The sequence below is a fragment of the Candidatus Tumulicola sp. genome, from assembly GCA_036490475.1.
Classification (GTDB): Bacteria; Vulcanimicrobiota; Vulcanimicrobiia; order Vulcanimicrobiales; family Vulcanimicrobiaceae; genus Tumulicola.
This window is the reverse complement of the sequence record DASXDT010000006.1, coordinates 1,089,800-1,103,221: the sequence shown is the minus strand read 5'-3', so window position 1 is coordinate 1,103,221 and position 13,422 is coordinate 1,089,800. Positions and strand designations below refer to the sequence as shown.

Annotated in this window: 11 protein-coding genes; 4 read left to right on the top strand and 7 right to left on the bottom strand. The window is 61.9% G+C overall.

The features are described 5' to 3' along the window. Positions 1-34 precede the first annotated feature (34 nt). Together VGF98_12765 and VGF98_12760 are read left to right on the top strand one after the other, a co-directional pair. Positions 35-1,060, top strand: a complete 1,026-nt coding sequence (locus VGF98_12765) for a TPM domain-containing protein (protein ID HEY1682507.1) — start codon at positions 35-37, stop codon at positions 1,058-1,060. Next, positions 1,026-1,442: a hypothetical protein gene (locus VGF98_12760; GenBank protein ID HEY1682506.1), complete on the top strand. Its 417-nt coding sequence runs from the start codon at positions 1,026-1,028 to the stop codon at positions 1,440-1,442. The genes VGF98_12765 and VGF98_12760 overlap by 35 nt, the downstream gene beginning before the upstream one ends. An 80-nt stretch (positions 1,443-1,522) precedes the next feature. On the opposite strand, the gene VGF98_12755 is transcribed toward VGF98_12760, so the two are convergent. From VGF98_12755 to VGF98_12735, 5 genes are all read right to left on the bottom strand, one after another. Then, on the bottom strand, positions 1,523-3,070 hold the full coding sequence (locus VGF98_12755) for a hypothetical protein (protein HEY1682505.1): 1,548 nt from the start codon (positions 3,068-3,070) through the stop codon (positions 1,523-1,525). A gap of 16 nt (positions 3,071-3,086) precedes the next feature. Beyond that, positions 3,087-4,616, bottom strand: a complete 1,530-nt coding sequence (locus VGF98_12750) for a hypothetical protein (protein ID HEY1682504.1) — start codon at positions 4,614-4,616, stop codon at positions 3,087-3,089. Positions 4,617-4,709: 93 nt separating this feature from the next. Then, positions 4,710-5,012, bottom strand: a complete 303-nt coding sequence (locus VGF98_12745) for a hypothetical protein (protein HEY1682503.1) — start codon at positions 5,010-5,012, stop codon at positions 4,710-4,712. Further along, on the bottom strand, positions 5,012-6,811 hold the full coding sequence (locus tag VGF98_12740; protein ID HEY1682502.1) for a long-chain fatty acid--CoA ligase: 1,800 nt from the start codon (positions 6,809-6,811) through the stop codon (positions 5,012-5,014). Before VGF98_12740 ends, VGF98_12745 begins: the two co-directional genes overlap by 1 nt. A gap of 32 nt (positions 6,812-6,843) precedes the next feature. Continuing rightward, entirely contained in the window at positions 6,844-7,503 is a 660-nt protein-coding gene (locus VGF98_12735) for a helix-hairpin-helix domain-containing protein (GenBank protein ID HEY1682501.1), read from the bottom strand. A 74-nt stretch (positions 7,504-7,577) separates the two neighbouring features. Here VGF98_12735 and leuS point away from each other — a divergent pair, with 74 nt between their 5' ends. Next, positions 7,578-10,046, top strand: a complete 2,469-nt coding sequence (leuS, locus tag VGF98_12730) for a leucine--tRNA ligase (GenBank protein HEY1682500.1) — start codon at positions 7,578-7,580, stop codon at positions 10,044-10,046. Continuing rightward, on the top strand, positions 10,043-11,275 hold the full coding sequence (locus VGF98_12725; protein ID HEY1682499.1) for an FAD-dependent oxidoreductase: 1,233 nt from the start codon (positions 10,043-10,045) through the stop codon (positions 11,273-11,275). The genes leuS and VGF98_12725 overlap by 4 nt, the downstream gene beginning before the upstream one ends. Here VGF98_12725 and VGF98_12720 read toward each other — a convergent pair. Further along, positions 11,259-12,185 (bottom strand): NAD-dependent epimerase/dehydratase family protein, encoded by a 927-nt coding sequence (locus VGF98_12720; GenBank protein HEY1682498.1) that lies wholly within the window; start codon positions 12,183-12,185, stop codon positions 11,259-11,261. The genes VGF98_12725 and VGF98_12720 overlap by 17 nt on opposite strands. Positions 12,186-12,291: 106 nt before the next feature. After that, complete coding sequence (locus tag VGF98_12715) at positions 12,292-13,368, bottom strand: hypothetical protein (GenBank protein HEY1682497.1); 1,077 nt, start codon at positions 13,366-13,368, stop codon at positions 12,292-12,294. Positions 13,369-13,422: the final 54 nt, after the last annotated feature.

Sequence of the window (13,422 nt, the reverse complement as noted above, 5' to 3'; positions counted from 1 at the left end):
TCGCGCCGCCGGTACAAACCGGAGGAGGAACACGATGAAACGCTTGTCCGGACTCTGTGCGCTCGTCTGCGCCGCGATCGCCCTTCCCGCCCTGGCCGCAACCTTCGTGCAAGACGGCGCAAACATGCTGTCGGCCGGCACGGTGGCTTCGCTCAACCGCGTCATCGGCAACTTCAACGCGCAAACCGGTAAGGAGATCGTGGTCGACACGGTCGCATCGCTCAACGGTACGTCGCTGGCCGACGCCGCGCACCAAGCGTACACGCAACGGAACGTCAACGGTATCCTCATCTTCATCGCACGCGACGATCGCCGCGACATCATCGTGCCGGATGCGGCGGGCGTCGAAGCCGGCTGGTTTACGCGCGATACGCTCGATTCGATCCGGGCGACGATGGAATCGCAGTTCAAGGCCGAGGATTACGACGGCGGCGTAACGTCGGCGGTCGACGGCGTTCTCAATATCTACCGCGCGCATCTTTCGTCCAGCGGACGCACCCAGAACGGTAGCGGATCCGTCCCGGCGACGACCCGGCGCTCGACCAACGGAGGCATTCATATTTCCATGCTGTGGTGGATCGTTATCATCGGCATCGGCTTCTTAGTCTTGCGATCGGTTATGCGCGCCATGTCGGCCCCGCGCTACGGTCCGCCGGGCGTTCCGCCCGGTGCGGTACCGCCGGGCGGCGTTCCGCCCGCCGGTTACGGCTACGGGCAGGGTGGCGGCTTCGGTGGCGGCGGCAGTTTCTGGAGTGGCTTGCTGGGCGGACTCGGCGGCGCGTGGCTCGGCAATGAAATGTTCAACCGCGGCGGCGGCGCTATGACCGGGCAAGACGCGGGCCAAACCGCGGTGACCGGTGACAGCAGCGGCGGCTGGGGCGGTTCCGGTTCGGCTCCGGATGCCGGCGGCTTCCAGAGCGACGCCGGACAAGCCGATATGGGTGGCGCCAGCGGTGGCGACTGGAGTGGCGGCGGCTTCGGCGGCGGTGACTTCGGCGGAGGCGGCGGCGGCGATTTCGGTGGTGGTGGCGGCGGCGGAGATTCCGGCGGCGGCTGGTAGCACGATCGCACGGCGCTGGGCAACCGGCGCGCTCCTAACGCTTGCGATGGCGGGTCTGTCGTCGCAACCCGCGCTCGCGGCGTATTGCGGACCGCCCGCCGATACGAAGATGGTTGAAACGCTTGCGTTCGGCCGGCCGCCGCACGATCGAAGCCGGATCATGTATCTGATCGTCGTCGATTCGTTCGCGCTCGCAGAGCTGGAGTGGAAAGGCGAATTCGGTATGTACTTCGCAGAGCGTAACGGACGCTGGACATATTCGGGAGCGCTGCCGCCCGCCAACCTCCCCGCGTCTGTCAAAAAGCGCTTCGACGCGGTGATGAACGCGTATCCGCATCCGTGTGCGAACCCGCATTTCGTTTCGCACCCCAGCGGACCATAAAGTCCCCTCGCCGGCTTGCGAGCGAATTGCAAAGGGCGCCGGTTTCCCGGCGCCCTTTGTGTATCCGTACGAGTTACCGTTTACTGTTTGAGAACGTCGGCGTACCACCGTTCGAGATCGTCGTGGAACTGCTGCAGCGCTTGCGGATGGAGGTACACCATGTGCCCGGATTCGTAGAATCCGTAGCTGATGTTGCTCTGCAGTTCCGGCGGAAGACTCAGATGATTCAGCGTGTAGACCGTCCCGAAGAACGGCGTCGCAAAATCGTAGTAGCCGTTGGCCGAAAAGATCCGTAAACCCGGATTGAAGACCATCGCGTGCGCGAGGTCTTGCGCCGTGTTGGTCGGGACGGCGCCGCCGTGCTTCCAATCCCACTGGCGGTTGATGCCGTACGCGACCGGCAGGTACTCCATCGGCGGATTGTAACGCAGCATCGAGCGCATGAAGAAGTTACCGCCGCCGACAAACGCGGCATCGATGGCCGAATCCGTCGCGTCGAACTCAGGTTGATCGGCGATGCGATCGAGCGCGTACGACGTGTAACGAGCATCGTAGCGTCCCAACGTCTGCCCCGTGTTGCGAAGCAACTCGGTGGAATAGCGCGAGTATGGAATGCGCAGATTCGAGGCGCGAATATACTGCTCCGATAACCCTGTGTACGCATGCAGTTTGGCGACGACGTCGTTGTAGGTCGACGGCGACAGATTCGCACCTTGCGCCAGCGCGTTGAGATATTCGCCCATCGCGAACTGCTCGACTTGCGGCAACAGCTGCGCGAGCGTCGTTTGCGGTCCCGGCAATGCATTGTGATACCACGACGAGGCGGCTTCGGTCGGCAGATACAGCGGGAACGCCCAATCGCCGCCGCCGATTGCGGTCGGCGAAAAATTGATGTCCCAATCTAAGCCAAAGTCGAGTACCGACGAAAGCAGCACGACGCCGTTGATCCCGATGCCGGCCTGTTGAAGATTGTTGACGAGCACGGCCGAACGCGGCGTGCCGTACGATTCGCCGAACAAAAATTTCGGCGAGTTCCAGCGGTTGTACGTACTGATATAGCGCGAAACGAACTGCGTGAACGCGCGCATATCTTGATCGACGCCATAAAAATCGGACGGTTTTGCGCCGTTGATCAGGCGGCTGAAACCCGTGCCGGGTGCATCGACGAAAACCAAGTCGGTGCGATCCAGCAACGTATTCTGATTTTCGACCAGATGAAACGGCGCATTCGAACCCTGGGCGGCGTCGCCGATCGCGACGCGCATCGGACCGAACGAACCCATGCGCAGCCAAATCGTCGAGCTTCCCGGCCCGCCATTATACAAAAACGTGACCGGTCTCGTGCTAGGATTGGTGCCGTCGAGCGTAAAGGCGGTGAAGAACATCCGGCACGCCGGCTGTCCTTGTTGGCTTTGCAACGTGATCGTTCCGGCGCGCGCGGTATACGGATAGGCGCGTCCCGCGAGCGTAATCGATTGTTGCGTTACGGAATCCGGGAAACCGCCCTCGGGCGGCGGGCCGACCGGCGCTGCGGCGGCCGGGGGACCTGCGGCCGCGGCCGGCAGTGAAGCGCCCGCAAACCCCATCGCGAGAGCGGCGAACGCGAGAGCAAAGCGATTGATTAGCACGTATCGTCTTTCCACGTTAACGAAGCACCTGAGCGTACCAGCGTTCCAAGTCGGCGTGGAACTTTGCCAGTGCGGCCGGATGGAGATACACCATATGACCCGATTCGTAGAATCCGTAGCTGATGTTGCGTTGCAGCGCCGGCGCCAGGTACAGGTGGCTCAGCACGTACTGCGTCGCGAAGAACGGGGTCGCGAAATCGAAGTAGCCGTTCGCCGAAAAGACTTTCATTCGCGGCTCCAGCGTCATGGTTTGTGCCAGATCGGGCGCGACGTTAAAGTCTTGCGGATTGTTGCCGTGCTTGAAATCCCAACTGTTTCCATCGGAATAGATCAGGTCGTAGATCTCCGACCGGTAGAGCAACGGAGGGTTATACTTGAGCACTTGCTGCAAATAGTAGTTGCCGGTTGCGATAAACGCGCCGTCGATCGCCGAATCGGTCGCATCCCAGTCGGGAGAGATCTCCGGACGGTCCAGAACGTAGGTCTGGAAACGTCCGTCGAGGCGCCCGACGGTGAGCCCGCGGCTGCGCAACAACTCGTTTTCGAACCGGTCGTACGGAATACGCAGATTCGAGTTACGAATATATTGTTCGCTGAGCCCGGTGTACCGGTGCAGCTTAGCGACGATATCGTTGAAGCGCCCTTGATCGAGGCGCGAACCCTGCGCGAGCCCGTCGAGGTACTCGCCAAGTGCGAACGACTTCACTTCCGAAAGCAGCGAGTTGAGCGGCACGCCGCGACCGAGCGCGCCGTGATACCACGCCGTTGCGGTTTCGGTCGGCAAGTAGAGCACGTAGGCCCAGTCGCCACCACCGATCGGTGCGCCGTCGTTGTAATCGACCATCGGGTTCAGGAACGACGACAGCAGCACGATACCGTTAAGCGCGATGCCCTTTTGTGCCAGAATGTTAGACAATACGGCCGAACGCGTCGTTCCGTACGATTCGCCGAATAAGAATTTCGGCGAATTCCAACGATTGAAGTTGGTAACGTAGCGTTGAATGAACTGCGCGAACGCGTTGGCGTCCTGATCGACACCCCAGAAGTCTTTCGGCGTTCCGGCACCGATGATGCGGCCGTAACCGCTTCCCGGCATATCGATGAACACCAAGTCGGTCTTATCGATCAAACTGAACTTGTTGGGCGAAAGCGTGAAGGGCGGCCCGGCGGTCGTCGTCCCGTCGGCCGTCTGTACCCGCATCGGCGCGAACGAGCCCATGCGGAGCCAAATCGTCGAACTGCCCGGTCCTCCGTTATACAAAAACGTAACCGGACGATGCGTCGACTCCGACCCGTCCAGCGTGAACGCCGTGTAAAACACACGAGCGGTCGGTTGGTCGGTCTCGTTGCGTAGCGTAATCGTGCCGGCGCGCGCCGTATAGGCGTACGTCCGGCCGTTGAGCTGTAACGTCTGATGCGTGACGGCGTCGGCAGTCAGCTTCGGGATCGGCGGCGGCGGCGCAGCCTGCGCCCCTGACGGGACGATTGCGGACGATAGAAACCCGGCGAGCAACAGCGCTCGCAATGGTCGATAGCGAAAACTCAAGGAAACCTCCACGGAGAGGCGGTTGGACGAACTACTTACTGCCGGGATGCCCGCACCCTTTCACTCTGCCTGCTCGAAACGGTCAAAGTTATATCAAAGCACCGTGTCCGGCTCTGTGAGGCCCGATTCCAACACGGCGTCGGGTGCAAACGGAGCACCCTCGGGTACGTTTGCGGCCTCCTCGGCGCCAACTTCGTTGGGCAGTAGCAAGCGTACCGGATGGCCATTTTCGCATGCAACATCGACTGCGAGTTCTGAAGGCATATCCGCTTCGGCGAACCAGACCGGAGCGCCGTCGGTGCCGACGACGAACGATCGCGCACCGGCCTCGGCGATCGGGAGGCTGCATTCCGGGCACTGCAACTCGCGAAGATGGACGATGGCGATAAACGGCATCAGGCGGTGGCTACACCGGCGGGGTTGTCATACATTGTTTCGATCTGGCTAGCGTAGCGGGACTCGACCGACCGGCGTTTGATTTTCATGGCGGGCGACAGTTCGCCGCCCGCGACGCTAAATTCGTCCGGAACGACGACGATGCGGCGGATTCGCTCGTAGGCGGCTAACTCCGACGTTTGCTTTGCGACCGCAGAGCGTAGCAGTTCGAGGACGTCGGAGCGCCGGGCGAGGCGACCTCCGGGTTCGAGCGGATCGGCGCCGATCGTTAGCCGCACCAACTCCCAGTTCGGGCAGATGAGCGCACTCGGGTACGGCCTCCCATCGCCGACGACCATCGCCTGTCGCACCAGCGGCGAGCGTTTGATGGCCGACTCGACCCGCGCGGGGGAAACCCACTTGCCGGCATCCGTCTTGAAAATCTCGCGTTTGCGATCGGTGATGTGCAGAAATCCGTTCGCATCCACTGTGCCGATGTCGCCCGTGTGCAGCCAGCCGTCGCGAATGACTGCCGCAGTCGCTTCCCGGTCGCGATAGTACCCCTGCATCACATGCCGGCCGCGCGTGAGAATTTCTCCGTCTGCGTCGGCCCGCAACTCGACGCCTTCGATCGCTTGTCCGGCGCAGCCGTACCGATTATTGGTGAAGCGGCTGGCAGCGACCACCGGCGAGGCTTCCGTCAGCCCGTACCCTTGCATGATGGGCAAACCCATACCTAAGAACGTCATCGCGGTGTCGACGTGAAGTGCCGCGCTTCCACTCACGAAAAACCGTAACCGGTCGAGCCCCAACCGCACGCGCAGCTTGCGCAACACTAGCGAATTCGCGACCGCGTAGCGAAGGCGCAGCCCGGGACCGGCACCGCCATCAAACGTTTCGGCTCGAGCGTATCGCCGGCCGATCTTGAGCGCCCAGGGGATGAGTTTGGCTTGCAGGCCGCCGGTCGAAAGCGCTCGCTCGGCAACGGCCGAGAGCAGGCGATCGAAAATACGAGGCACCGCGGTCATGATTTCGGGGCGCACGTCACGTACGTCGGCCGGCATTTGCTCGGGCTCGTGACAGATGTAGTGTGCAACGCGCGCCGCTGCGTACACGTATGCGATCGTATGCTCGTAGATATGCGAAAACGGAAGCACCGAGAGCGCGGGCGAGTCCACGCGTAACTCCGACAACGCGGAACGCGCCGCCGAACGAGCGTCGAATCCGACGTTGTCGTGCGACAGCATCACGCCTTTCGGATCCCCGGTCGTTCCCGAGGTGTACGCGATAATCGCGAGATCGTCGGGATGCAGCGCAGCCTCGTACGCGCCGGGCAGCGCCGGGTTGGCATCGCGAATCGCGCGGCCGGCCCCTTCGAACGCCCCTAAACCGTTCACACCGACATCGTCGAACACGACAATTCGCGCGACCTCGGCACCGCTCGATTCGACGCGTTCGCGCGTCGCTTGTGAGTCGACGAATGCGAGCTTTGCACCGGAGTGGCCCAGAATGTGCGCGGTGTGGTCGAGGGCTTGCGTCGGATAGACCGGCACCACGACGCATCCGGCAAATACCGTTGCGAAGTCGGCGACCAACCAATCGACACTGTTATGCGCGATCAACGCGACTCGATCGCCGGCGGATAGACCGGCGGAGCGTATAGCGCACGCGAGGTCTTCGATCCGGCGCAGCACGTCGTTGCTCGAAGTCGAAGTCCATACGCCGTCGACACGTTCGGTCATCGCGTTGGGGCGCGGCGTCGCGAGCGCCGCTCGAACGAGCTGCGGGAGCGTTACTTTGTCGCTCAGCTCGAACGCCATGTATCGAACTTCGCCGGTGGAAAAAGCAACCCTTACGGTTCGTGCAAATATGGACGGGCTCGCTCGAGTCGCGATTGCGTCATGCCCGCGACGTCCAGCAACTCGTCCAACGTTGCGAACGGACCGGTTCGCTCGCGTAGTTCGACAATTCGACCGGCGATCGAACGCCCGATTCCCGGAACGGCCGATAATGCAGCCGCATCCGCCGCATTGACGTCGACCGGCGATTCCGTCGATGCGTCATTCGAGGGCGATGCATCGTCGTCGCGACGCGACCGTCCGGATCGCGTGTGAGCCGACCGCGACCGTCGGAACCGCGAGCCTGACGTTCGCGAGCGGCTTCGGGCCGGACGCTCCCCCAGGACCGCCACGTCGACCTCGTCACCGTCGGAAACTCGCTGCGCGAGATTGACGCTGGCCGAATCGGCATCGGTTCGCAAGCCTCCGGCACGGGCTACCGCTTCGGCCGCCCGCGCACCGTCGCGCAACGCGTACAACCCTGGCCGCACGACCGCTCCGGCAACGTATACCACCGAAGCCGCAGACGCGGCCGTTCGGCGCGACTCGGGAGATCGCGACGATGCGAGCGGCGACGGCGACGCTGCGGTCCATGCCGGGCGAGGCGGCGGATGCCATAGCAGTGCGGCCATAACGACGATCGCGACCATGCCCAGACCCAGTTTTTTCAGCACGCAGTACCATCACGCGCCGTTCTCCGACCGGAAAGGTAGACCGCCCGCGTTGCTTGCGTGTACGATGTCGTGCGATGGCCGAAGCGTACGATTTTCGCAACGTAGAACCAAAATGGCGCGAGCGATGGGAGCTGGACGCGACGTATCGTGCGCGCTCCGATGGGCGGCCGAAGTCCTACGTGCTCGAGATGTTGCCCTATCCGTCGGGCGACTTGCACGTCGGACACGCCAAGAACTATTCGTTCGGCGATGCGATCGCGCGAATGATGCGCATGAGCGGCTTCGACGTGCTGCATCCGATGGGATTCGACGCGTTCGGTTTGCCCGCCGAGAACGCAGCCATCTCTCGCGGCGTCGACCCGGCGAGTTGGACGGCCGAAAACATCGCCAACATGCAGCGCCAGATTCGTCTGATGGGCACCGGTTACGATTGGTCGCGCGAATTCGCAACGTGTTTTCCCGACTACTATCGCTGGAATCAATGGCTGTTCTTGCGTCTGTACGAGCGCGGGCTCGCATATAAGCGCGAAGCTCCGGTCAATTGGTGCCCCAACGACAAGACCGTGCTCGCCAACGAGCAAGTCGTCGACGGACGCTGCTGGCGTTGCGAGCATTTGGTCGAACGGCGGAACCTGTCGCAGTGGTTTTTGAAAATCACCAACTACTCCGACCGCCTGCTGTCGAATCTCGACCGGCTCGACGGATGGCCCGAGCGCACGAAAACGATGCAACGCAACTGGATCGGCCGCAGCGAAGGCGTTCGTTTCGAATTCGCGGTGGACGGCCTGGACGAAACGATCCCGGTGTTCACCACGCGTGTCGACACGGCGTTCGGCGTTACGTTTTTGGCGATCGCGCCCGAGCACCCGCTGGTCGCGCGATTCGAGACGATCGTGCCGGCGGCACGCAGCGAAGCGGTGTCGGCGTTCGCCGAACGCATCTCGGCAAAGACCGAACTCGAGCGTACGAGCCTGATGCAAAAAGAAGGCGTCTTCACCGGTGCGTACGCGATCAATCCGCTGTCCGCCGGTCGCGTTCCGATCTACGTCACGAATTACGTGCTGGCCGACTACGGGACCGGCGCGGTGATGGGCGTTCCGGCGCACGATCAACGCGACTCCGAGTTCGCGAAAACATACGACTTGCCGGTGGTGACGGTCATCGAACCCCTCGACGATGCGAGCGCCCCAGCCGGCCAAGCGTTCACCGATGATGGGCGTTTGTTCGACAGCGGAAAGTACGACGGCCTGAGCAGTTTACAGGCGCGCGCGGCCATGGCGGCAGATCTCGAGCAACGCGGCACCGGACAGGTAACCGTCACCACGCGCATACGCGATTGGCTGGTGTCGCGCCAACGCTATTGGGGCACGCCGATTCCAATCGTGTACTGCGACGCGTGCGGCGAGGTTCCGGTGCCCGACGATGCGCTGCCGGTACTGCTTCCGCCAGGTGCACCGCTCGACGGTGAAGGCGCGCCGCTGTCGCGCATGGAGTCGTTCGTAAACACGACCTGCCCGCGCTGCGGCGGCCCGGCGCGCCGCGAAACCGACACGATGGATACATTCTTCGAGTCGTCTTGGTACTATCTGCGCTATCTTAGCCCGCACGACACGGTCGCTCCCTGGGAACGTAGCGACGCCGACACCTGGATGAACGTCGATCAATACATCGGCGGCGCAGAACACACGGTGCTGCACTTGCTGTACGCGCGATTCTTCTACATGTTTTTTCACGACTGCGGATGGGTCGGCGGGAGCGACGAACCGTTCGAACGGCTTTTTCATCAGGGTATGGTGCTGTCGAACGGCGAGAAGATGTCGAAATCGCGCGGAAACGTGGTCGGCGTCGACGAGACCGCGAGCACGTATGGCGTCGACGCGATGCGGCTCTTCTTGTTGTATGTCACGCCGCCCGAAGATACGGCCGAGTGGACCGACGAAGGCATCAGCGGGCGCGTCCGGTTCCTCAATCGCGTCTGGCGCGCGTGCGAGCCGCTCTTCGGACGTCCGCATGCCGGTAATGGCGATCTGCCCGCCATGTCGAGCGACGAAGACCGGGCACTCGTCCGTGCCGTCCACATCGCCGCTAAGTCGGCGGTCGATGAAACGTTCAGCCGGCGATTTCATTACAACGCCACGATCGCCAAGCTCGACGAGTTGGTGAACGCACTCACGGCAGCGGTTCGCGACCGGCTCGACTCGCCGGCCACCGCGTATGCCGCGCACGCGCTGCCGATTCTGCTCGCGCCCTTCGCTCCGCATATAGCCGAGGAACTCTGGGAGCGGACGGGCCATGGAACGTCTGTCCACTTGGAGCGCTTTCTGCAGCCCGACGACCGCGCTCTCGCCGTCGCGCGAATCGAACTGGTGATCCAAGTAAACGGAAAAGTCCGAGCGCGCGTTTCGGTAGCACCCGACGTCACCGCCGAGGACGCCTTGGCGTTGGCAATGGAGCAGCAGGCGGTGCGCTCGCAGTTGGAAAACCGCACGCTTCGAAAGCAGATTTTCGTTCCAGGCAAACTGTTGAACTTGGTGGTGGGATGAAACCGATAACGACGACCTGTGCGATCGTGGGCGGAGGCCCGTGTGGCATGATGCTGGGCGTCTTGTTGGCGCGGGCCGGCGTCGACGTGACGGTGCTTGAGAAGTATCCGGATTTCTTTCGCGATTTTCGCGGCGACACGATTCATCCGTCTACGTTGGAACTATTGTACGAGCTCGGCTGGCTCGACGATTTCCTGAAACTACCGCACGACCAACTGGAACGTGTCGGCGCGAGAATCAACGGTGAGTATGTGGAGGTCGGCGATTTTACTCGCTTACCGACGCACTGTAAATTTATCGCTCTGATGCCGCAGTGGGATTTCCTCAATTTTCTCGCCGAACGCGGCAAACGTTATCCGACCTTTCGTCTGTTGATGAAAACTAACGGCACCGATATCGTCGTGCAGAACGGTCGCGTAACGGGCGTAATTGCGAGCGACGACGACGGCAGCGCGACCATCGACGCGAAACTCGTCGTCGGCACCGACGGACGCCACTCGACGATGCGCGAGCGAGCCGGGATGGCTGTAGAAAACCTCGGCGCGCCGATGGACGTGTTGTGGATGCGTATCACCAAGCGTGCCGGCGATCCCGTGCAGCCGCTCGGGTCGATGCGCGACGGCCGCATTCTCGTTACGATCGACCGTAACGAATACTGGCAGTGTGCGTTCTTGATCCCGAAGGGAACGTTCGATCAACTCAAGGCTGCCGGCATCGAGGCACTGCAGCGCGATATCGTCGACGCGGTACCGCAGTTGGAAGACCGAGTAAAAGAAATTGACGATTGGTCGAAAGTTTCGCTGCTCGAAGTGCGTGTCGACCGGCTCGAAAAGTGGTATCGCCCCGGCTTGCTGTGCATCGGCGACGCGGCGCACGCGATGTCGCCGATCGGTGGCGTCGGCATCAATCTGGCAATCCAAGATGCGGTGGCCTCGGCCAACGCGCTGGCCGCGCCGCTATTGGCCGGAGAAGACACCGGCCCGGCGCTCGAACGGATTCAAGTGCGACGAATGTTTCCGACCAAAGTGACGCAAGCGTTCCAGGTGTTCGTGCAAGAGCACGCAATCGCGCCGATAATCGGCGGAACGGCGACGATCGACCGGCCGCCGCTCGCGATGCGTTTATTCGAGGCATTTCCCCGCTTGCGCGGATTACCGGCGAGGCTGATCGGCATGGGGGTACGCCCGGAACACGTCCGGACGCCCGACGCCTTTACTTCGCCTTCTTGAAGTAGTCGTAGGTCAGACGCATGCCTTCGTCGAGCTGCGTCTGTGGGGTCCAAGCTAATTCCACGGCCGCACGCGAGGAATCGAACTGTGCGTCGCGAGCGTCGCCCGGACGTCTCGGCGCGCGGGTCACCGGCGCATCGAAGCCCGTGATGGCCACGAGGTTTTTATGCAGCTGATTGACGCTGGTTTTGACGCCGGTGCCGATCGCATAGCATTCACCGCCGCCACGTTCGAGCGCCGCCACGTTGGCACGCGCGACGTCGCCGGCGTATACGTAGTCGCGAGTCTGCTCGCCGTCGGAATCGATCCGCACTCCCTCATTGCGTAAGAACGCGCCTATGAAGATTGCGATCACGCCTGCCTCGCCACTGGCGTCCTGGCGCGGTCCGTACACGTTGCCGTAGCGTAACGCCGTAAAATCCATGCCGCGCTCGGCTTTGTAGAATCGCAGATAATGTTCCGCGATCATTTTGCTGATGCCGTACGGCGAGGTCGGCCGTTGCGGCGTCTCATCGTTGATCGGCAGCGACGGCGGATTGCCAAAGGTCGCGCCGCTCGAAGCGAAAATCGCCTTCTTCACGCCGGTGCGCGACGCGTTCTCCAATACGTTCAACAAACCAACGATGTTCACGTCGGCGTCGTACATAGGATCGCGCGACGAGATCGCAACGGAGTGCTGCGCAGCGTGATGATTGATGACGTCCGGTTTGAAACGATCGAACACGCCGGCCAACGCCTTATCGCGTATGTCCATGTGTACGAACTCGACGCCGTCGGGCACGTTTTCACGTTTTCCCCCACCGTGATCCCACAACGAATCGACCACGAGCACCTCGTGGCCAAGTTCGCGATATGCTGCGATGACGTGCGAGCCGATAAAACCGGCGCCGCCGGTAACGATGATCCGCATGGATTCTCCTTATGACGGGCCGAGGTTTTGACGGTTGCCTGCGCCCCCCTCTGCCAACCGGACTTTATTCCGAAGAGACTAGTCCGAACGTCCTACGACCGTTGCGTTATTCGCCCGGCGGAACGACGATCGCCGTCGGCGACTCTCGCAGCTTGTAGGTTTTCGACGGGTCCGACGCACCCGGCGGATAGACGGTTACCGTCGCTCCACGTTTCGGCGCGTTTGCGACGTACAGATTACCGCTTGCATCGAAAGCGAGCCCCACCGGATATTTCACGCCATTCACGATCGATCGCAGTAAGGTCGTCGTGCCGGCCGCATAGACGAACACTTGATTCGTTACGCCCCTTGCCGCGTCGTTCGCAACGTAGACGTTGTCGTGCGAATCGAGCGCCATCGTATAGGCACTTTTCATACCTTTCGAAATGGTGCGAATCAACGTGCCGGTTCCAGCCGCGTACACGGTTACGTTCGAGCCGAACTGAAACGTGTTGTTGAGTACGTAGAGGTTTCCGGATGAATCGAACGCCAGCACTTTCGGAAAGCCGATACCGTTTTGAATCGCGCGCGTCGGCTTGTTCGCGCCCGGTGCGTACACGACGACGTCGCCGGGAAACGTATCGAAGTTTGGTACGTACAGATTGCCTTGTGAGTCGATCGCCGGGCGGCCTGGGAAACTCGCAACGCCGGTGAGCTTCTGCAATCGCTTCTTTCCGCTAGGCCCGTACGCAGCGCCGAACCCCTGAAAACCGCAGCATCCGGCTTTGGCGTTGCCAACGACGTACAGATCGTTCGAAGCGTCGACCGCCAGGCCGTGCGGCGTCCAGCCCAGGTCGATGGTTCGGGACGGCGACGCACTTCCGGATGCGTATTCGGTGACGAAGCCGCTGGGACTGGTACCGCTCTGGTTGCCCGCATACAGATCGCCGCTTGCGTCGAACGCGAGCGACCACGGATCGAAAATCCCGTCGGTAATGGTCGTACCGTCGAGCGTTTCGACCAGGCCTTTCGGAAACGGACACTTCTCGTTCTTACGCTCGCACACTTCAGCAACGTATGCTGTCGCAGTGGCACGGCGTACCGCTCCGGCGAGTTGCGATGCCGGCGAGAAACTCGATGTATTCGAGGAATTCGAGCACGCGCAGAGCGCCACCAGGACGATCGCCACAAATAGCTGTTTCACATCGCGTATCTTCTCATGCTCCAAGGCTGCGCCTGCGACACGTTGGGCCGCACT

Coding starts and splice junctions, on each gene's coding strand:
- VGF98_12740 (HEY1682502.1), bottom strand. CDS start 6,811: ATGGCGTTCGAGCTGAGCGACAAAGTAACGCTCCCGCAGCTCGTTCGA.
- VGF98_12765 (HEY1682507.1), top strand. CDS start 35: ATGAAACGCTTGTCCGGACTCTGTGCGCTCGTCTGCGCCGCGATCGCC.
- VGF98_12725 (HEY1682499.1), top strand. CDS start 10,043: ATGAAACCGATAACGACGACCTGTGCGATCGTGGGCGGAGGCCCGTGT.
- leuS (HEY1682500.1), top strand. CDS start 7,578: ATGGCCGAAGCGTACGATTTTCGCAACGTAGAACCAAAATGGCGCGAG.
- VGF98_12720 (HEY1682498.1), bottom strand. CDS start 12,185: ATGCGGATCATCGTTACCGGCGGCGCCGGTTTTATCGGCTCGCACGTC.
- VGF98_12745 (HEY1682503.1), bottom strand. CDS start 5,012: ATGCCGTTTATCGCCATCGTCCATCTTCGCGAGTTGCAGTGCCCGGAA.